The sequence below is a fragment of the Zunongwangia profunda SM-A87 genome, assembly GCF_000023465.1.
Classification (GTDB): Bacteria; Bacteroidota; Bacteroidia; order Flavobacteriales; family Flavobacteriaceae; genus Zunongwangia; species Zunongwangia profunda.
On the sequence record NC_014041.1, the window covers coordinates 4,372,565 to 4,393,054 of the forward strand.

Sequence of the window (20,490 nt, forward strand, 5' to 3'; positions counted from 1 at the left end):
AGGCTAAAATGTATATCATCCCGTGGGTGCTGTTTACCCTATTTTGTACAGCGTGGGTTGGGAAAGCCTAAAAGGCTTTGGGAACATTGTTAGTATTGCAATTTCGGCTATAGGGAGCCGTCAGATCCTAGTCCTTTATCCAGAGGGTGGGAATTAATTTGATTTTAGCTTAGCATAAGCTTTTCCCAGTGAGATTGGCGTCTGGACGGGGAAGGCTTAAGCTTAAATAAAACATTGTTTCATTTAAATCACACGTAAAATTATGAAAAATAATTACCCGTGCCATACATACATGGCACTAATAATTATTGGCGGGCTACTCTTGTGCCTGCCCAAAGCTGCACATGCGGCAAGCCCTACTCCCCTGCTCTTGCTACAACAAGAAATTACCGGAACGGTAACAGATCAAAACGGTCTTCCCATTCCGGGCGTGAGCATTATTTTAAAAGATACCAAACGGGGTGTGGTCACGAACTTAGACGGTGAATATCGTATTACCGCTCCCGCAAACGCTACTTTGGTTTTTTCGTATATCGGCTATAAAACCCGGGAAGTACCCATAGACGGGCGAGAGGTAATCAATATTCAACTCGAAGATGATATCGCCGCCCTGGGCGAAGTGCAAATCAATGCTGGCTATTATAATACCACCAAAAGGGAAAGCACAGGGAATATTGCGAGGGTTACGGCCGAGGAAATCGAAAACCAGCCGGTCATTAGTCCGTTACAAGCCTTGCAGGGCAGAATGGCTGGGGTAGAGATTACCCCCGGGGGCAGCCACCCGGGAATGGCGGCTACTATACGAATTCGCGGAACAAACAGCTTACGACAAGAAGGCAATTACCCGTTATACATCATTGACGGTGTCCCGGTTAATCCTACTCCCATAGAAAGTAGTTCGTTAATGTCAAGCACCGGGATCGATCCCCTTAATAACCTTGACATTAACAATATTAAAAGTATAGAAATCTTAAAAGATGCCGATGCCACGGCCATTTACGGATCACGAGGGGCCAATGGGGTGATCCTAATTACCACAAAAATCGGGTATAACCAGGGCACCGGTTTAGATGTGAGACTGTATCATGGTGGTACTACAGCACCCCAGCGGTATGATTTATTAAATACCCAGCAATACCTCGCCGTAAGAAAAAAGGCTTTCGAAAATGATGGGGTTGAACCAACCGAACGTAATGCCTATGATTTGCTAATCTGGGATCAGGACAGGTATACCGACTGGCAGGATTTTTTATTTGGTGGCACTGCTGAAACCACCAATGCCAACCTTAACTTTTCTGGCGGAAATAACACCACCTCTTTTAGGTTTGGTACCTCCTATTTCTCCCAGGGCACCATCTATCCGGGAGACTATAACTATCATAAGATTACAGGCAATCTAAACCTGAATCACCGATCAGAAAATCAAAAATTCAACCTGAATTTATCATTAAATTATGGGGTGGATACCAATAAAATGGTTGGGAATGTAGGCTTTAATTCCACAACGGCAATCTTGCCCCCCAATGCGCCAGAAATTTTTAATGAAGATGGCTTCTTAGCCTGGGAGCAATGGGAAAGGGCAAATTTAGATAATCCTCTTAAGGGGTATTTTAATGAAAGCAATACACAAACCAATAATTTGATTTCCAATATTAGCTTGTCCTACGAAGTGATTAAGGGATTACAGTTAAAAGCCAATATGGGGTATACCTATTATGATGCCGGTGAGTTACGAAAGCAGCCTAAACGTTCATACAATCCTGCCGATGAAAACATTCATAGTTCATCACATTATAAAACCAATCGAACATCATGGATTATCGAACCGCAACTTATCTATAATACCAATATCAACCAATTAACCATCGAAGCTTTATTGGGAACTACCTTCCAGGAGAATAAAGATCAAATGGAGAACTTTCAGGGCAGGGGCTATGCATCTGAAGCCTTAATAGGAAATCTTGCTGCAGCAGAAAGTATAGTAAACGCAAGAACAGAAAATAACGATTATCGCTATAGCGCTATATTTTCAAGGCTTGGTTTCCATTGGGATAAAAAATACTTCCTGAATTTAACAGGAAGACGGGATGGATCTTCCAGATTTGGCCCGAGTAACCGATTTGCCAATTTTGGAGCCATTGGTATGGCCTGGATTTTTACTGAGGAACCGGTTATTAAAAACAGTCTTCCGTTTTTAAGCTTTGGAAAGTTAAGAGGAAGCTACGGAACTACTGGGAATGATCAAATAGGCGATTACGGATATTTAGATGCCTATGAAGCTACTACGGGAACGGGAGGACTTTATCCTACAGGACTGGCCAATCCAAATTATTCCTGGGAAGTCAATAAAAAGTTAGAAGTAGGCTTAGAACTAAGTTTTATAGAAAACAAGCTACATACCAGCCTGAGCTATTATCAAAATCGATCGTCTAACCAACTGGTAGGATACCCGCTACCGGCCATTACAGGATTTACCACCGTACAGGCAAATTTACCGGCAACCGTAGAAAACAGGGGCTGGGAAGTAGAAATTACAAGTCAAAATCTTGAAACTACCAATTTTAGATGGCAAACTTCCTTCAATATAAGCTTCCCTAAAAATGAACTGATAAGTTATCCAGATATTGAACAATCATCTTATGCCAATACGTATAGGATAGGCTATCCTTTGAATATTTCGCTTCTTTACGAATATACGGGTCTGGATCCAGAAACCGGATTTTATACCGTAAAAGATATTAATGAGGATGGAAGTTTGGATTATCAGGACCGATCAATCATCAAGGATCAAAACCGGAAATTTTATGGAGGGATTAATAATAGCTTTTCATTTAAAAACTTTTCTCTCCAGTTCTTATGGCAATTTGTAAAACAAGAAGGAAGGCAAACCCTATTTTCCGCAGGAAGACCCAGTAATACTTCTGTGGACGTATTATCTGCTTTGGAAGGAGATAGTAAATACCAGAAAATTTCTCAGTCTTCCCGGGCAAGCCAGGCCTATAATTATGTAATCAATACCGGTTTTCCTTTTGAGGATGCTTCTTTTCTTCGTTTAAAAACATTATCCCTTAGCTACAAGATCCCCAAAAAATTACTCAAACAAATTTCCATTAAAAATTGTCGCCTTTTTATGCATGGTCAAAACCTATGGACCTTAACTGATTTTACAGGTTTAGATCCTGAAATACCAAATTCGGGGATTGGAAATTTAAGATCGATTACTGGGGGGCTGGAAATTAACTTTTAAATAAAAATACAATGAAAATCAACACATATATCTTAAGGGGAATCCTAATAATAGGCCTGCTAAACCTTTGCGCCTGCGAAGAATTTGTAGAGGTAGCTCCTCCTAATAATAAACTTGTTAGCGAAGAGGTGTTTAACAGTGATGCCACGGCAAGAAGCGCCATGACCGGTATATATAACCAATTATTCCTTGCGGAATTTTCTAGTGGATCCAGGAGCAGTATTACCGTTTTATCCGGATTATCGGCAGATAACATACAAAATATCAATCCGAATGTGCTTACGCGTATGCAGTTTGAAAATAATGACCTGTTAGCAGATAATGAAAGTAACCTTGCGATATGGTCCAGTGCCTATTCTATCATCTATATGACCAATGCCATGCTGGAGGGGCTTGGAAACTCCTCCAATGTTTCTGCTGAATTGAGCGATCAACTAGAGGGGGAAGCTCGATTTATAAGAGCTTTTACGTATTTCTATCTAGTAAATCTGTATGGAGACCTGCCATTAATACTTAGTACAAATTATAAGGAGAACCAACTGGCTTCCCGTATGTCCAAAAATGACATCTACCTGCAAATCGTTAATGACCTTGAAGTCGCTATGGCTCTTCTACCATCTGAATATACCACTGGTGAACGAACACAGGTTAACAAATATGCAGCAATAGCACTTTCCGCACGTGTTCATCTGTTCCTAAAAGATTGGGAAAAAGCCATAGACCTAAGTGCTATGGTTATTGATGCGTCATCAACTTACGAATTACTCAATAACATAAACGACGTTTTCCTAGCTAACAGTAGAGAAGCTATATGGCAAATATCACCTATTGGAGGCGGGGGAGGATTAACGCAGACCAACGAAGGAAGCTTATTTATTATTCATCCCGTATTTTCATTCCTGGCCAGTATAAAATTAAGACCATCTTTTGCAACAACTTTTGAAGGAGAGGATTTAAGGTTTCAAAACTGGATAGGTTATCATGAAGGTGAAGATGCTTTTTTTGCCTATAAATACAAAATATGGAACAGTAGTGAATTTCCGATTGAAGAATATTCAATGGTCTTACGTTTTGCAGAACAATATCTGATAAGAGCAGAAGCATATGCGCAAACAGGCAATTTAGCTGAAGCCATTAAAGACATTGCTATTATTCAACAAAGAGCAGGGCTTTCTCCTGTATCTGAAACCAAACCCAATATATCCCAGGAGGAGCTCTTGAACCTGATCATGGAAGAACGCAGGAAAGAACTTTTTGCAGAGTGGGGACACCGATGGTTTGATCTAAAAAGAACCGATAACGCCGGTGGTAAGTTGTCTGATATAAAACCGCTTTGGGAGACTACAGATTTCCTATATCCCATTCCCTCAGAAGAAAGAAGAAAAAATCCTAACCTAAGTCAAAATGAAGGGTATTAAATCAAACATTATGGATTTTACATTTAAAATTTCATACTCGACAATACTCCTATTTTTAATTTCATACGGATTGACAGGGCAAACAAAAACAACGTATCAAAATAACCAACTTTCCCTGGATAGCCTTGTTCATTATGGTAAACTTGACAATGGCTTCACCTATTACATCAGGAAAAATCATACCGAAAAAAATCAGGTTGAAATGTACCTGGTCACCAAAGCAGGCATGTTTCATGAAGAAAATGATCAATTAGGCTATGCACATCTTATGGAGCACCTCGTATTTAAGGAGACTACACATTTCCCTAAGGTTAAGGAGTATTTTAGAAAAGTGGGGCGAAAAGCCCATGCGGGGACGCGTTATACGTATACCTATTACAATGTTGGATTAGCCACTGATGATACCATAGCGCTTGCCAATGGATTGCAACTCTTACGGGATTGGGCTCAAGACCTGGAATTTGATCAAAACTCTCTAAAAACCGAGCAGGGAGCCGTATTAGGAGAAATGAGAGTAAACAATCCCTATCGAGAATGGAAGTCTGATAAAATTAAAAGTCTGATCACGGAAGGGACAGGCTATAAGGAACAGGATTTAGATAAAATAAAACAAAGTACTAAAAATCTCCATAAACAGGCCTTTATCCGCTTTCACAATGATTGGTACCAACCGGAATTAGAAGCTGCTATTATTGTGGGTGATATTGATCCGGAAAAAATAGAATCGAGGATAAAAAACCTGTTTTCTAACTTAAAACCTTCCAAAAAGACGAAAAATCCACAAGATTGGGTTAGAAGGCAAAAGGCTAGGCTTTCCGGTAAAAATCGCTTTGCTACCACGATAGATACCATCTCCCCTGGTCTACAATTGGCAATCCTCTTTAACCAACCTAATTTTAGTGATCAAATAACAAGCAAAGAGGATTATCAACTCATGATCCAACAGGAATTTTATTGGCGGCTCGTGCAGGCGAAGCAGGAAGCACTGAAAAATCAGTATGCGCTTCCGTATTCCGATCTTTCAGTAAATTATTTACGTAACCGTATTGCTGCAGGCCAGATCGCATCTTCAAAAATGATGATTGATTTTGAACAAGGCGACCAAAATACAATAGAGGAAAAAATCAAATCTTCATTACTATTTTGGAAACGGTTTAATACTGGTTTTTCAGAAAATGAATTCCAAAAGGTCAAAGCACAATTGCTTAACAAATACACCAATAGGAGCGATAGATCCTCACAGGAATTGATCATGAAGTATCTTAATCATTTTGTGAATGGCACACTCGCACCGAATTCTGTCATAGAATCTCAACTACTATCGCAGATGATAAAAAAAACAAGTCTTGAAGACATTCAAAAATTTGTAAGCACGTATGCAAAGTTTACTGAAAATACCGATTTTCTATTTTTCAGGCATCCCAAGGCTCAAAAACCTAATTTTAATGTCCTGAAGCATCTCATCTCAACAATTGATACCATGAGTATCCCTATACTCCCCCCTGCTCCCGCAACAATAAATTCATTATCCAAATTCTATCCCTTAGATAGTATTTCCAGCGATAAAGAGGTTCAGGTTAAAAAGGACATTCTGGGGGTTTCCAGAATGACGTTAAATAATGGATTACATCTTATCTTAAAACCGACCAACCCCACCTCAGCAGCATTTAAAGATCAAATTAATATCACAGCCTTTAAGATCAATGAAGCTTCCCCCCTTCAGCGCAAAAATTATCTTTCTAATATGGCTTTTATTGATATGTTGAACTTTAGTGGTGCAGGTCCTTATTCCAGGTTTCAATTAGAAAAATTCAAGGATTCCAAAGGAATCAGTCTTCACTATAGGGCAGATAAAGACTGGCAACTTATTTCTGCCAAAAGTAATTCTAAAAATTTTAGTGAATTATTAAGTTTAGTAGTTCTTCAAAATACTCAGCCCAATTTTGTAGACTCAGATATACAATTATGGAAGTCTTCAACGGCAAAAAATCTTAAAGGATTTGGGATAAGGGGATCAACATATTTTATAGACCAGGCCATTGAAACTAAATGGTTTCCTGACATCCCAAAAATGCAATTAAAAGATCTTGCAGTAATTGATAAAAGCACCCTTATGGAAGCTGCTAATACCTGGACAAAAAACCTTACAGATTTTACTTTTATCGTTACCGGAGATTTTGAGGTGGATACGATCATCCCCATACTTAATCAAAAATTATCCGTTATCCCCGCTAGCACTATAAATCAAAATAAAGAAAGAAAAGGTGCCGCATTCCCATTCAAAAAAATGAAGGAAACCTTATACGAGAAGAATATAAATCAGGCTTATGTAAAATTATATTTCCCAGTGAAGATCAAAAATACTACAAAGAATAAAGCCTTGATCAACATAATATCTCAGGCATTATATGAGCGTATTTACGATCGACTTCGGGAAGGATGCTATGCACCCCTTGGCGGTGGGCAGTGGTTAGATGAAGAGAATAATTTATATGCTTTTAAAATTCAATTTGACAGCGAACTGGGAAATGAAACTAAAATGATTAAGGATGCCCTAGAAGAGTTTCAAAAATTAAAACAACAAGGTATTAATAAACAATGGTTAGAATTAGAAATTAAAACTGAGCTTAATCGCTATGAAAAATATTTTGACAGATTCGGATATGTTGATTTTTGGTCGGAATACCTTATGTTAAGCACTAAAGATAAAAAACAATATTTCAATAATATACTACGATATGGAACTTTAATGGAGCATTTTATTAATATTGAAGATGTGAACACAGCTGCTAAAAAATATTTAACTCAGGAAAATTATCAGCAATTCATTATTCTTCCTGAAGCATATCATCAAATGAATTAAAATAAAAAAGGGCATACCTTAATTCAGGTATGCCCTATTCTTCTTTAATTAAAGACCTTTTACAGTTCTATAGGATTGGGATCGGGAGATGCACTACTTTTTGGCTCGTCATCATTCATCTCGTCATAAACCTCGTAAGGCCCATTATCCCCATCCTGTACACGACAGGTAAACTCACCTTCTTCACAGGTCTGTTCGGGAATAGCAACCCAGGAGCCCCCTACCTGAATGTAATCATTTGCCTGAACATTTAGATCAGTCTTTGGACTAACGCTTGCAAAGGTCAATCCTATGGCAAAAATGATTGCCAACATCGGTAAAATTACTTTTAACTTTTTCATGATTTTATAATTTATTAGGTTAATAAATAGTGCCGTTTAACCAGGTAATCGGCTTCAAACCTGGATTATCGCGCAATAATATTTTGGGAGTGTTACTGGGAATGAAGAAAAGCATATACCTTTTTGTTTCTCAACTTCATTCTTCAAAACTCCATTAAATAATATTTTAATTCATTGATCATCAACAGTGTAAATATCATAAAAAATACATAGTCAAAAAGGAGGCAAACATGTCAAATCAGTATAAATTCATCCAAATTCTATGAATTCCGGGTGATTTTTTTATAAAACCTGGGAGTTACATGAGTTTCCTTTTTAAAACTCTTCGAAAAATGGGGGTAAGAACTAAAGCCCATCTTAATCGAAATTTCCTTTAGGGAGAGACTTGTATTTTCAATGAGTAGTTTGCATTGCCGGATGCGCTGCCGATTATAATATTGCATTGGTGTGCATCCAAAAATCTCTTTAAAACCGGTTTTAATTTTATATTCATTGGTATTAAAAAGCATAGCTAATTGATCTAGAGTTTTAGGGGGTTCATCCAAATGCTGTACAATATAGATATGGATTTCGTGAAATAACTTTTGATCCCATTTTGAAAATGTTTTGATTTCGGAATCTCTTGGTAATCCTGAGAAATCCTTCGAGGCATCCATAAGATAAGAAGTTACGATATATTTTCCCTCCTTTACCCTGGCTAACCTCGAGACAACCGTATATAAATTTATTTGTAATAGTTCATCAAAATGATACTCCAGAAGCATATGAAAAGATTGTTTTTTGGAGGCCATGAACTTCTTCATATTTTTCTGCCAGGTTGGCTGAAATTTCCTAACAAGTAGCTTAGAAAATGTGTTACCTAAAATAGTATTTGGATCTACTTCAATAGTATCAAGATGTTCATAGCTAAAATCAATCACCTTTAAATTTTTATCCAGTAGAAAGTTCACCGTGCGAATAAGCATAGCTTCGGTATTTCTATTTAGCCATAAAAATTGATGCCGCTTTCTATAAAGTTCTTCTGAAGTTTGATTGGCATAAGCATTGAGCCCTTCGAGCTCATCTTTGTGATCAGTGCGTTTAATTTGAAAGGCAAAATTACCTTTAGCGATTTCGGTAAGTATACGGTAGATTCCACGTAAATTTACCCTATTAAATTCACGTTCCATAATAGTAGGTTTTAATTAATATTTCATTGGGCGTAGGGTTCTAAAAAGCGTAAAGCATTGTTTTTATGTTTAAATAGCTGAGTTGGTATTTTGTGAGTAAGAGTTCTAAGATAGAACTCGGTAAGCCGAATAGCAATGGGAGATGTAGAATAAAGTGCCAAGGCCTTTATGAGCAGCGTACCTTCATGAACAAGGTAGTGCCGGGCTTCTGAATGCGACCCAATAACACCATCTAGATTACTAAAAACCGGATATTCCTTGTTCTGCTGAAACTCCATCCGGTCCCGAGCAATTCTTTTAGCAACTTTTAGGGTGACTATAAGATCAGGCTTATAATCTACAAAAAGAATACCATCACTAATCCAATATGTGCCGTACTTACCTTCAAACATAATTTGGGGATATTTTTGTTAAGTAGGTATTTTTTAAGGGAATATCTGGCAGAACCAGTTTATCATATCTCAAATATAAAAGATAAAATTCACTAAACACTTATACATTCAGGAAGTAAACTTGTGAATTTTATCAATTTGTGGCATTTTTTATGCTTATAACATCTAAAATCATAGAATTTAAGCTAATTTATTTCCAAATAAGAGTCCCTGGTATAATTTTCTTAAACAAAACCAAACTTGAAAAGAGCCCAACAACGATTTTATATATTTTCATTTACTACCAGCATGTTCCAAAAGGCGATGTCTACATTCAGCGAAAGAGTCGATAGCTTAATTCAATCAGGAAAAACCGATTTGACTAAGGCGGAGAATGGCATTAGCTTATGCATTAAAACTTTATCAAAACTGCAAAAGCAAGTCGATCAGAACGATTTCGATGACTTACAATCAGAGATCGAATTTTTCAGAAATATTAAGCCGCTCCCAATGAGCTATCTTATTTATTTCACCGAGGTAAGGTCTTGTGAATTGATGCTGCCAAAAGCGGGGAAATCTCATAAAATCCGATTCTTAGAGAAAGAGATCAAGAAAATCAATAAGTTCTTTTCGGCTAATAATAGTTTTGTGAATTATATGGAGCAAAACCATAACTACCTGGACTACGATTTCTTTAGTAGGAAAGGCAGAAGGGATTTTTCGTTTAGCCCCACCATTAACTATTATCAAAATCCCGAATTCTCAACCAGTCACGATATGCTTTGGTCGAAGGTACAGGCACTTTACCGTTACATCCATTATATTCGGGAAAAGTTAGAATTAATACAACCCGGAAGCAGTGGAGACTTCAGGGAACGACAACCCAATCTATTAGTTTGGTCCGGCTCAAAGATTTCTTTAGTAGAAATGATATACGCGCTTTATCATGCAGGAGACATTAATCATGGAACTACTGATCTTAAAACACTATGTTCTGCTTTTGAAGATATCTTTAACATTAAACTCGATAATTTTTACAAGACTTACGGTGAAATAAAAGCGAGAAAAGATCCTAGGGCCAAATACCTATATCTAATTGCAAGCAAACTAGAAGCCAAGATGCGAAAAGATGATGAAAAGTAATTTTCGAAGTAAACCGTTACTACGAAATAACTTTGCTGCATTAAATTTACCGAATATTTGTTCTCTCTATCTTCTATCCTACCCACAAATTGCAAAAATTCCTATCAACAATTATTAAATGTTAAATTTTCTCGTACTACGAAGAATATGGGGAACTATTTCCACAAAACAATTTCAACTTTATAGAACAATTATAAACCAGGTCAGGAACAAACAAATGCAATGTTCCAAACCATAAAATTTGTTCTATTATGCCAACAAGTATTATTACCACAGACGATCTTCGAGAATTCAAAATGGAATTACTCGATGATATCAAAAATCTCCTAGCCAAACAATCTTCCGGAAAAATCAAGAAGTATCTCAAATCTTCAGAGGTGATGGATTTACTTCAAATAAGTCCGGGAACACTTCAAAATTTACGGATTAATGGCACCCTACCCTATACCAAGGTAGGTGGCATTATTTATTATGATGTGGAAGAGATCCAAAAGGTGATGGAAGAAAATCGTGTACAGCACGATTTAAGTTCTTAAGTGATGAACTATATCAAGCTATTGAATTCGGCTTTTTCAGCGTTCTATTTTGATGACCGTTTAAATCCTACCCACATCAGCCTCTATATGGCACTGTTTCAGGAATGGAACAGTAGCCGTTTTGCAGATGAGTTTTTTGTGAACCGCAGGGATTTAATGCGCGCAGCTAAGATTGGTTCTAAATCTACTTATCATCGTTGCGTAACTGACCTTGACTCGTGGAATTACCTCACCTATTTCCCATCGAATAATCCCTATAAAGGCAGCAAAATTAAGATGTCCATTATCAGGACAAGTGATGAACCAGCTATGGGACACTACGATCCCAAATTAGAACAACTTGCGGAACAGTACCATCCCATACGTGAACTGGTAGTGAACCAGCACCGTCCCACCAGTGGACAAGCATTGGTATCTACTATAAACAATAACAAACAAGTAAACAATACTAAACAGCCAAAGGACAAGCAGGCAGTTTTGGATTTTTTTATTGAAAAAAATTATGATGCTGATGAAGGAAAAAAATTCTTCGACCATTATCAAACCAACAATTGGAAAACGAGCGATGGAAAACCGATACGTGATTGGCAGGCTCTAGCCAAAAACTGGATGGATCGAACTGAATTGTTTGACCAGAAAAACAAACCAAGCAAAAAACAAGCGTCCCATCCCGATAGCTATCGGGACGAGGACAACTTGCGAACCACTAAAACCAAAGACTATGGACAACCCCTCTAAAATAACCGAAGGTGGCATGGAATATTCGCTTGGTGAATTTGACGGTAAAAACATAATATACGATTTTCCGAAAATCTTGATTTACCTGAATGCAAAGGGGAAACTACTTTTCGGAAAAAGATTCAAGATTTATGAAGAGGATAAAAAGATACTTTTGAAATTATGCTCTTATTTTATCAAAGACCGTGAGTATTGCGACAAATTTAATATCGATTTAGAAAAAGGAATTCTTCTCTCTGGACCAGTGGGTTGTGGCAAAACCAGTTTAATGAAGCTGCTTCGCCATTTAGTTCCTTTCCAACGCCCCTATGAAATGATCCCTTGCCGTAATGTAAGTTTCAGTTTTAATCATTTAGGTTTCAAAACTATTGAAGAATATGGCAATACTAAATTCTTCTGCTTTGACGATCTGGGCGTAGAACCCGCCGGTAGGTTTTACGGAAAAGATTTGAATGTTATGGGAGAAGTGCTTTTATCTCGTTATGATTTATACTTGCAAACCAAACATAAAGTCAAGACTCACGCTACCACCAACCTAAACGCTGATGAACTTGAAGAACGTTACGGAAATCGAGTGCGAAGCCGGATGCGAGAACTATTTAATTTAATTGCTTTTGATAAAAAAAGCAACGACAAAAGAGTATGATAGATTCGAAAAAAATATTGTATTCAAATGGTAAAAACGATGAATGCCATACCCCTGCGTATGGAGTACTTCCAATTTTAGAATATATCCCTAAAGGCAAAATCATTTGGTGTCCTTTTGATACTAAAGATAGTTGGTTTGTCAAACTTATTTCTCTTCAAAGTCCAGTGGTATATTCCCATATTTCAAATGGAGAAAATTTTTATACCTACGAACCTAAGAATTGGGATATCCTTATCTCTAATCCACCCTTTACCAACAAACGTTTAATTTTTGAACGCGCCCTTTACTTCAAAAAACCTTTTGCTCTTTTAATGACCAATACTTGGCTAAATGATGCTGCTCCAAAGCAATTATTTAAAGAGAGGGATTTACAATTATTAATGTTTGATAAGCGCATGAAGTTCGACAACCGTAATAAAATTACTTTTAGCAGTAGTTATTTTTGTTGGAATTTTTTACCGAAGCAGATTGTTATGAAAACATTGAATAAAAACGATCTAAAACCCTAATATGGATTATGGTAATTCATTAAGAACATTAGAAAATCCCAAGAATTTATAGGGATGGGGGCGATTTAAACTATCATCACCAACCTTAATGATGATGAGAAGATGAACGCTACGGAAACAGCGTAAGCAGCCAAATGCAGCAGCTGTTTAAGTTAGTCGCGTTTTATAAAGAAGTAAAGACAAAAGTGTAGTATAAAATCTTAGAAATTACTGGTTTCAGGATGAAAAAAATTCTTTACCATTTTTTGGTCGCTCTCTTTGCCAATAGAATTTAAGGTTTCTCAAACCGGAAACCATACTTGCAATACATATTTAAAACCAGAAACAATGGATGATTGGTATACAAAATCATGCTGTGCAATTTCATTTCTTGAGTTTTTCCAAGGCTTTATTCGTTAACAACTGTCGAATCCTTAATTCTCGGAAATCTGGTTTCAATTTCATCTTGACCAAGGTGTATTCTTTGTCCGTAACTCTTTCCAACCCAATAGAAACAACAATTTAATTTTCTAGAGAGTATAGAAAATATATTCCTTTTATATAGGATTTCTTTTAGAGAGCTCTCAAAAAAAGATTTGTCATATTAGTGTCTTCAAAATATTAGATAAGCCATTGGTAATGAATATCCCTACAGGCATCCCCATAGGAATGTTCATAAAGAATTATTTGTACGTTTATCTTTTCTTTTTTAATCTTAAAAAATATTCTAGAGATTTTTTTTATTAAACAATTCTACGTTCCATCATTATTCCATTAAGTTCTTTATCCAGTTTTTTAAGCACAAAGCTCAGATGCTTAAAAAATCCTTTTGAGGGATGTAGCAAGTGGCTTTGATAAGTTTTTTTTGGATAATTCTGTTTTATTTTTTCAATCAAATATTTTGCTATCCTTTGATATTTGCACTTCTCCAGCAATCTAATAGTATTTTATTATTATTTTATCTTCCCTAACATGAATAGCGGTATACCCCGATGTTAAGACATTTATACTAGCCAGGTAATAAATTTTTGACATCTGTCAAATTTGGAATAATTTCTTCGTGAACCAGATGCGAAAATATTTCACGCTCTATGGCTTTATCCAAATTTATAATAAATTAATTATCGCATCTTTCTATGTTAAACACCCCGGCTGCTTTAAAATTTGGTGTGCTTTTTCATTGAACCTTTCTAATATGGATTTTTCATTCATTCTCGTCTCAAATTCAGTAAGGGAAATAAAGAGGTTATGTGGATTGGTTGTCACTTTAGATAATCATATTATTCATATTTTTTATTTCGATATTATTTTGGTTTTTATCTATAATTAAACATTTTAATTATATTTGTCCAATGAAAGACGATTTAGTTAAAGATCACATTATTAATTCTTCCGTGGCGGTATTTAAAAAATTGGGGTTTGATAAAGTCACAATGGATAATATTGCCAAAGCCGCAAATAAAGGTAGAAGCACACTCTACTATTACTTTAAAAACAAACATGAAGTTTTTGAGCAGGTGGCCGAAATGGAATACTTTTCTATAATAGAACCTGCCAAAGCGAAAATTAAAAAATCTAACACTATTGGAGAAAACCTACGGTTATATAATGAGATTAAACTCAAAAGTCTCATAAATAAAACCAAAGAGTATACTTTTTTGCTAGAAGACATTAAGCAAAACTTCAACATTGCTCATTCCCTATTTATGAAGTTAAGACATATAGAGAATAGTATTTTTCAAGAAATACTCACGTGGGCAATCCATAAAAAAGAAATCGCCCCCATTAGTCAGGAAAATATGCAATTTTTAGCAATGACTATGGTAACCGCCTATAGCGGTTTAGAAAAAGAAATGCTCCTTTACGGTTCCATAGAAAATATGTCAGTAAGGCTCGATTGGCTTGTCAATATTCTTATTAAAGGTTTAAAATACGATCAATAACTAAAATCCTCACAAATTAAAATTATAACATATGCGCAAGTTTCATTTCATCCTTTTGTTTTGTTTGGCAACGTTAACGCTTCAAAGTTGTAAAAAAGAAGAAAAAGAAAGGGAAATTCAACCCATCGAGGTTAAAACCGTAATGGTAGGCAACACTTCTTCTGAAGGTAGTGAAGCCCATTTTTCTGCCACTGGTAGAATTGCTGCCGATAAAAGTGTAAAACTAAGTTTTCAGGTTTCCGGAATCATTGAGCAGTTCCCGGTAAGTATGGGCGATTTTGTGCAAAAAGGAAGCCTAATTGCCAAAATAGATGGCACAGCCTATCAAAAACAGTATGAAGCAAGAAGAGCGCAGGCTGAAATGGCAAAAGACAATTACAATCGTGTAGCAGAAGTTTATAACAAAGGTAGTATTGCTGAAGTAAAAATGGTAGAAGCACGCTCCAATTACAAACAGGCAGAAGCAGCCGCACAAGCCAGCTACCAAAACGTAAAGTTTACCCGCATCACCGCTCCTTTTACCGGTTATATTGGTGAAAAAATGATGGAAACCGGAGATCTGGCATCACCCGGGCAACCCATCGTCGATTTTTTTGATATCGATAAGCTTAAAGCCATTATTCCTATTCCAGACGATCAGGTTAATCAATATCAAACCGGAGATAAAGCCATTGTGAAAATAGAAGTCTTGGATACTGTATATGAAGGTGAAATTACAGAAATATCCGTACAATCAGACAGCAACACCCCTAGCTATACCGCAAAAATTACCATTACTAATCAAAACAAAAAAATAAAACCCGGCATGGCCTGTACCGTTACACTTCCCGAAAAGGAAAAATCTTCAGAAGAAGCCTCTAACACTTTCATTGTTCCTGTAGAAACCGTATCGGTAACCGAAAAGAATGAAAATTTTGTCTATGTAGTCAATGAAAATAAGGCAGAACGACGCATTGTAAAAACCGGAAAACTATACAACAATGGCATCGCCATCACTGAAGGTTTACAGAAAGGAGATCAGCTTATCACATCAGGCTATCATAAGCTTACGCAGGACACTCCGGTTACTATTAAAAACAAACAATAAGTGCTTATTTTATGAAAAAACAAGGTTCTATGATAGAATGGGCAATGAAAAACAAGGCTTTTCCACTGGCATTAACTTTTATTTTTGTGCTGATTGGCTTGTTAGGGCTTTTCAATATGCCCCGTAACGAATTTCCTGAATTTACGATTCGGCAAGGATTGGTAATGGGGTTTTATCCCGGTGCCAATTCACAAGAAGTAGAGGAGCAGCTTACCGCTAAAGTTGAAAAGTTTCTCTTCAGCTATAATGAAGTAGACAAAGAAAAAACCTACTCCTATTCGCGAGAAGGCGAAATGTACATTTATGTAGAAGTAGCCGACCGTATAGGGCACAATGAAACTGAACAATTTTGGAACAAGCTTAAGAATGATCTATTAATCTTTCAGCAACGTAATGTTCCTCCGGGTGTTAAGGGAATTATAGTAAACAGTGATTTTGGAAGTACTGCCGCGATGATCCTGGCCGTAGAATCCAAAACCAGACCTTATAAAGACCTGCAAAAACACGTAGAAGAAATAGAAGATCAACTTCGGCAGCTGAAAGGGATGGCAAAAATTAGCCACTCTGGCGGATTTACCGAGCAAATTGCGGTTTACGTCGATCAAAATAAACTGGCACAATACGGCATTAGCCCGGGCACTTTAATGCAAAGCTTGCAATCGCAGGGAACCATAAGACCCAACGGAACTTTAGAGTCGCCTAGTTTTGACCGTCCTATAAACATGGAGGTGTTCCTTAAAAATGTGACCGATATTTCCAACCACATTGTAAGCACCGATCGGGACGGTCGTGTGATCCGTATAAAAGATATTGCAGAAGTAAAAAAGGAATACGAAGATCCAGACTCCTTTATTACCGCCAACGGAACCAAAGCGATGATCATCACGCTAGAGATGGCTTCCGGTAACAATATTGTACAATTTGGAGACCGAATTGATGAAAAACTCGACACCTTTAAAGAACAACTTCCGCAGGATATTGAGTTAAGAAAAATTGCAAACCAGCCCGAAGTAGTTCATCATTCCATAAGCTACTTCCTTAAAGAATTCGGCTTTGCCCTGGCAGGGGTAATTATTGTAACGCTACTGCTTTTACCTTTTCGTGTAGCTTCAGTTGCCGCAGCAACCATTCCTATTACCATTCTGGCCACCCTTGCTTTAATGTTTATGCTGGGAATGGAGCTGAATACTGTAACCTTAGCCGCCCTAATTATCGTGCTGGGAATTGTCGTAGATGATCCCATTGTGGTGATAGACAACCACGTAGAAAAACTAGATGAAGGGCAATCCGTTTGGAAAGCGGCCTTAAATAGTGCCAAAGAACTTTTTCCATCGGTATTTACAGCAACCCTTGCTATATCGGCCACTTTCCTGCCTTTAGTATTCTTTATGACGGGAACCGCGAAAGACTTTTTAAGTACCTTCCCCTATACCATAATGCTGGCATTATTCCTTTCGCTGGCCATTTCTGTATTATTAGTGCCCTTCTTCAATACCATATTCATTAAAAAAGGATTGCACCATAACAAAAAGGATGAAGACAAAGAGAAGAAAAAATCGATGCTAGAAAAGTTACAGCACTTTTTCGATAAGAGTGTTGAAAGCGCCATGAAGCATTATAAAATTACAGTAGGTATTGGTGTACTTTCTATAGTTGTAGGAGTATTCTTTTTCTCTAACCTATCGCAGGAATTGTTTCCGGTAATTGAAAGGAACCAGTTTGCAGTAGAAGTTTATCTTTCTAAAAACAGCAGTCTCGAGGAAACAGAAAAAGTAGTTAAAGCGTTTGAGAAGGTAATGGAAAAAGATGAGCGTATTCAAGACTATACCAGTTTTATAGGCGAAAGTTCTCCAAGATTTCATATGGTATATGCGCCTAACCTTCCTGCTAAAAACTACGCCCAAATTTTAGTGACCACTACCTCAGACGATGCTACGGAAGAGGTGTTAAAAGAATATGATAAAAAATATTCTGAAATGTTTACCAATGCGTATGTAAGGATGAAACAGCTGAATATGGTTGCCAAACCTGCGCAGGTAGAAGTGCGCCTTTTTGGTGATAATATTGACACCTTGAAAAGCTACGGAGATAAAATCATTGACCTGGCAAGAGAAACTCCGGAAACCATTTGGTCCAGAACCAATTATGGCGAAATGCAGCAAACCCTTACCATTGATATTGATGAAGCCGAAGCCTCACATCTAGGTTTAACCAGCGAAGATATTGCCAACACTATAGCAATGAATATGGAAGGCTTAAATGCCACACAGGTTTGGGATGGGGATTACGCTATTAACGTAAGAATAAAGGCTGAAGATCATAAAGATCAATCGGTTTCCAGCCTAAGGGAATTATCCATTATTTCACCTAACACCGGTAAAACAGTACCGCTACGTCAGGTAGCCAAAATAGCCCCGGGTTGGGAACAAGAACAAATTGTTAGACGTAACGGAATGCGCTGTTTAACGGTACGCGTAGATATCGAAAAAGGAGCCGTAGCTAATGTAGTATTAGGCAAGCTTCGTCCCAAAATAGAAGAAATGATGCTTCCCGATAGCATTACTGTAGACTATGGAGGCGAACACGAAATGAGTCAGGAAAACCTAATGCCTATGGGAATCTCATTATCCATAAGTGTACTTATTATTTTCCTCATCCTGCTTTGGCATTTTAGGGAATTTAAACAAGCCCTATTAAGTTTCATCACAATGCCACTTAGTATATTTGGTGCAGCCTTAGGGCTAATGTTAATGCAATATCCTTTTGGATTTACTTCCTTCTTAGGATTATTGGCACTTTGTGGGATCGTGGTAAGAAACGGTATTATTTTAATCGATTTTGCCAATGAATTAAGAGTCCATCACGACCATTCAGTTTACCAAGCTGCCGCACACGCCGCCAAACGAAGAATGCGTCCTATTTTCCTTACCTCCTCTGCCGCCGCTGTCGGAGTGACCCCAATGATTATTAGTAGGTCAAGTTTATGGGGACCATTAGGAACAGTTATCGCCTTTGGTTTAATGATGTCTATGATACTTACCCTATATGTTTTACCGGTATTATACTGGTTGTTCTTTAGGAACGAAAAAGACGAAGAGGAAAATGACAAAACAAAAGAAAATAATGCAAACGCCTAGAAATAGTATGAAAACGATATTCATAAAAAACAGTACACCCCTTGTCATTTGGTGTATGCTAAGTTTTTTGTCTTGCGGAAGTTTATTTGCGCAACAAAAACTGAATTTAGAAGAAGTTAAGGAAGCCGCATTATCGTACAGCCACGATATTAAAAACGGAAAAATAAGAATAGAACAGGCCGAAGCCGCCAAACAAGAAGCTATTGCCAATTATTTTCCCCAAGTGAGTGCTACAGGAATTGGTCTATATGGGTTTAAGGACTTTGTCCCGCCTATACCTGAAATGTTGCCCGATGGAATCGATAATTTTTATCAGGCCGGGGCAACAGCAACCGAAGTTGTTTATGCCGGTGGAAAAATAAGAAACTATAGCGCTTTGGCAAGTCTTCAGGCAGAAACCCGAACCATACAAGCCGAGCAGGCAACAGATTCGGTAATTCTAAATACCGAACAAAAATACTGGCAACTGGTACAGGTACAAGAACAACTTAAAGCCATACGCGCCAGTAAAATGTACCTGGACGAATTACTGAAGCAACAACAGGATTTGCTTTCAGCTGGACTTATCGCTAAAAATCAATTACTTCGGGTAAGGACCAACCGCAGTAGAGTACTTTTACAACAAAGCAAACTCGGCAATCAGCGTAAACTGGCATTACTTGATTTAGGGCTTTATGTAGGGAAAATTTACGATACAACCACCGTCGTTGCCGATACGTTAAAGCAAGTCACCCCACCCCGACTTAAATATCCTAAGCCCGATCTCGATTTTCAAAACAATAATAATTACAAGCTGCTTGAAAAATCGATAACCGCATCCCAATTGCAAACGAAGATTACAAAAGCCGACTTATTACCACAGGTTTCTGTGGGGGTAAACGCAGGTTATTTCGGGACGTTCAACGATGCGATTGACAGTCAGTTTATGCCGGTGGCCTTTGGGATGGTTAGCATTCCCATCTCCGATTGGTGGGGAGCCGGTCGCCATAAAGTGAAGCAAAAAGCACTGCAGGAAAAAATTGTGCAGAATAATTTTGAAGATCGCAAAGACGAGCTTAAAATAGGCATTATGAAGTCCTGGTACGACCTGATGGACGCCTATAAGCAAATTAATTATGCAAAGGACAATCTGGAGTATGCCAATGAGAACCTAAAGGTACAACGGGATAATTACAACAGCGGACTGAACAACCTTACGGATCTGTTAGACGCGCAACAACAAGAAGAATCGGCAGAAACCGAATACGCCAATGCCTATGCCAATTATAAGATTGCAGAATCAAAGTATTTGTTTGTAACGGATAATTTATAAAGTTAGTAAGGGATTAATGGTTATGCCAGTTTTCATATCATGATAATA

Annotated in this window: 15 protein-coding genes; 12 read left to right on the forward strand and 3 right to left on the reverse strand. The window is 37.5% G+C overall.

Translation table 11 applies throughout. The features are described 5' to 3' along the window. Positions 1–262 precede the first annotated feature (262 nt). The 3 genes from ZPR_RS19350 to ZPR_RS19360 are packed head-to-tail and all read left to right on the forward strand — an operon-like array spanning position 263 to position 7,528. A complete protein-coding gene (locus tag ZPR_RS19350) occupies positions 263–3,247 on the forward strand; it encodes a SusC/RagA family TonB-linked outer membrane protein (RefSeq protein ID WP_041579177.1) in 2,985 nt (994 codons plus the stop codon). A gap of 11 nt (positions 3,248–3,258) precedes the next feature. After that, positions 3,259–4,665: a RagB/SusD family nutrient uptake outer membrane protein gene (locus ZPR_RS19355; protein ID WP_013073476.1), complete on the forward strand. Its 1,407-nt coding sequence runs from the start codon at positions 3,259–3,261 to the stop codon at positions 4,663–4,665. Positions 4,666–4,675: 10 nt separating this feature from the next. Continuing rightward, entirely contained in the window at positions 4,676–7,528 is a 2,853-nt protein-coding gene (locus ZPR_RS19360) for a M16 family metallopeptidase (RefSeq protein WP_013073477.1), read from the forward strand. Between the two features lie 59 nt (positions 7,529–7,587). Here ZPR_RS19360 and ZPR_RS19365 read toward each other — a convergent pair whose 3' ends face one another. From ZPR_RS19365 to ZPR_RS19375, 3 genes are all read right to left on the reverse strand, one after another. Beyond that, complete coding sequence (locus tag ZPR_RS19365) at positions 7,588–7,869, reverse strand: DUF6520 family protein (protein ID WP_013073478.1); 282 nt, start codon at positions 7,867–7,869, stop codon at positions 7,588–7,590. A gap of 260 nt (positions 7,870–8,129) precedes the next feature. Next, on the reverse strand, positions 8,130–9,038 hold the full coding sequence (locus tag ZPR_RS19370) for a helix-turn-helix domain-containing protein (RefSeq protein WP_013073479.1): 909 nt from the start codon (positions 9,036–9,038) through the stop codon (positions 8,130–8,132). 23 nt (positions 9,039–9,061) lie between these two features. Next, positions 9,062–9,430: a DUF7793 family protein gene (locus tag ZPR_RS19375; RefSeq protein WP_013073480.1), complete on the reverse strand. Its 369-nt coding sequence runs from the start codon at positions 9,428–9,430 to the stop codon at positions 9,062–9,064. A gap of 288 nt (positions 9,431–9,718) precedes the next feature. Between ZPR_RS19375 and ZPR_RS19380 the strand changes: the two genes are divergently transcribed. The 9 genes from ZPR_RS19380 to ZPR_RS19420 all read left to right on the forward strand — a co-directional run bounded on the left by ZPR_RS19380 (position 9,719) and on the right by ZPR_RS19420 (position 20,442). Then, positions 9,719–10,552, forward strand: a complete 834-nt coding sequence (locus ZPR_RS19380) for an RteC domain-containing protein (protein ID WP_013073481.1) — start codon at positions 9,719–9,721, stop codon at positions 10,550–10,552. Between the two features lie 251 nt (positions 10,553–10,803). Continuing rightward, positions 10,804–11,088: a helix-turn-helix domain-containing protein gene (locus ZPR_RS19385; RefSeq protein WP_013073482.1), complete on the forward strand. Its 285-nt coding sequence runs from the start codon at positions 10,804–10,806 to the stop codon at positions 11,086–11,088. A 3-nt stretch (positions 11,089–11,091) separates the two neighbouring features. Then, a complete protein-coding gene (locus ZPR_RS19390) occupies positions 11,092–11,826 on the forward strand; it encodes a hypothetical protein (protein WP_013073483.1) in 735 nt (244 codons plus the stop codon). Next, complete coding sequence (locus ZPR_RS19395) at positions 11,810–12,472, forward strand: P-loop NTPase family protein (RefSeq protein WP_013073484.1); 663 nt, start codon at positions 11,810–11,812, stop codon at positions 12,470–12,472. Before ZPR_RS19390 ends, ZPR_RS19395 begins: the two co-directional genes overlap by 17 nt. After that, the gene (locus tag ZPR_RS19400; protein ID WP_013073485.1) at positions 12,469–12,984 is read left to right on the forward strand and encodes a hypothetical protein; all 516 of its coding nucleotides are present in this window, start codon (positions 12,469–12,471) and stop codon (positions 12,982–12,984) included. Before ZPR_RS19395 ends, ZPR_RS19400 begins: the two co-directional genes overlap by 4 nt. 1,331 nt (positions 12,985–14,315) lie before the next feature. Then, positions 14,316–14,906: a TetR/AcrR family transcriptional regulator gene (locus ZPR_RS19405; RefSeq protein ID WP_013073487.1), complete on the forward strand. Its 591-nt coding sequence runs from the start codon at positions 14,316–14,318 to the stop codon at positions 14,904–14,906. Positions 14,907–14,937: 31 nt separating this feature from the next. After that, positions 14,938–15,993 (forward strand): efflux RND transporter periplasmic adaptor subunit, encoded by a 1,056-nt coding sequence (locus tag ZPR_RS19410; RefSeq protein WP_041579180.1) that lies wholly within the window; start codon positions 14,938–14,940, stop codon positions 15,991–15,993. Positions 15,994–16,004: 11 nt separating this feature from the next. Then, on the forward strand, positions 16,005–19,130 hold the full coding sequence (locus ZPR_RS19415) for an efflux RND transporter permease subunit (RefSeq protein WP_013073489.1): 3,126 nt from the start codon (positions 16,005–16,007) through the stop codon (positions 19,128–19,130). 7 nt (positions 19,131–19,137) lie between these two features. Continuing rightward, positions 19,138–20,442 (forward strand): TolC family protein, encoded by a 1,305-nt coding sequence (locus tag ZPR_RS19420; RefSeq protein ID WP_233421327.1) that lies wholly within the window; start codon positions 19,138–19,140, stop codon positions 20,440–20,442. The last annotated feature ends 48 nt before the right edge of the window (positions 20,443–20,490 follow it).

Coding starts and splice junctions, on each gene's coding strand:
- ZPR_RS19370 (WP_013073479.1), bottom strand. CDS start 9,038: ATGGAACGTGAATTTAATAGGGTAAATTTACGTGGAATCTACCGTATA.
- ZPR_RS19385 (WP_013073482.1), top strand. CDS start 10,804: ATGCCAACAAGTATTATTACCACAGACGATCTTCGAGAATTCAAAATG.
- ZPR_RS19400 (WP_013073485.1), top strand. CDS start 12,469: ATGATAGATTCGAAAAAAATATTGTATTCAAATGGTAAAAACGATGAA.
- ZPR_RS19405 (WP_013073487.1), top strand. CDS start 14,316: ATGAAAGACGATTTAGTTAAAGATCACATTATTAATTCTTCCGTGGCG.
- ZPR_RS19365 (WP_013073478.1), bottom strand. CDS start 7,869: ATGAAAAAGTTAAAAGTAATTTTACCGATGTTGGCAATCATTTTTGCC.
- ZPR_RS19380 (WP_013073481.1), top strand. CDS start 9,719: ATGTTCCAAAAGGCGATGTCTACATTCAGCGAAAGAGTCGATAGCTTA.
- ZPR_RS19360 (WP_013073477.1), top strand. CDS start 4,676: ATGGATTTTACATTTAAAATTTCATACTCGACAATACTCCTATTTTTA.
- ZPR_RS19390 (WP_013073483.1), top strand. CDS start 11,092: ATGAACTATATCAAGCTATTGAATTCGGCTTTTTCAGCGTTCTATTTT.
- ZPR_RS19410 (WP_041579180.1), top strand. CDS start 14,938: ATGCGCAAGTTTCATTTCATCCTTTTGTTTTGTTTGGCAACGTTAACG.
- ZPR_RS19375 (WP_013073480.1), bottom strand. CDS start 9,430: ATGTTTGAAGGTAAGTACGGCACATATTGGATTAGTGATGGTATTCTT.
- ZPR_RS19395 (WP_013073484.1), top strand. CDS start 11,810: ATGGACAACCCCTCTAAAATAACCGAAGGTGGCATGGAATATTCGCTT.
- ZPR_RS19420 (WP_233421327.1), top strand. CDS start 19,138: ATGAAAACGATATTCATAAAAAACAGTACACCCCTTGTCATTTGGTGT.
- ZPR_RS19355 (WP_013073476.1), top strand. CDS start 3,259: ATGAAAATCAACACATATATCTTAAGGGGAATCCTAATAATAGGCCTG.
- ZPR_RS19350 (WP_041579177.1), top strand. CDS start 263: ATGAAAAATAATTACCCGTGCCATACATACATGGCACTAATAATTATT.
- ZPR_RS19415 (WP_013073489.1), top strand. CDS start 16,005: ATGAAAAAACAAGGTTCTATGATAGAATGGGCAATGAAAAACAAGGCT.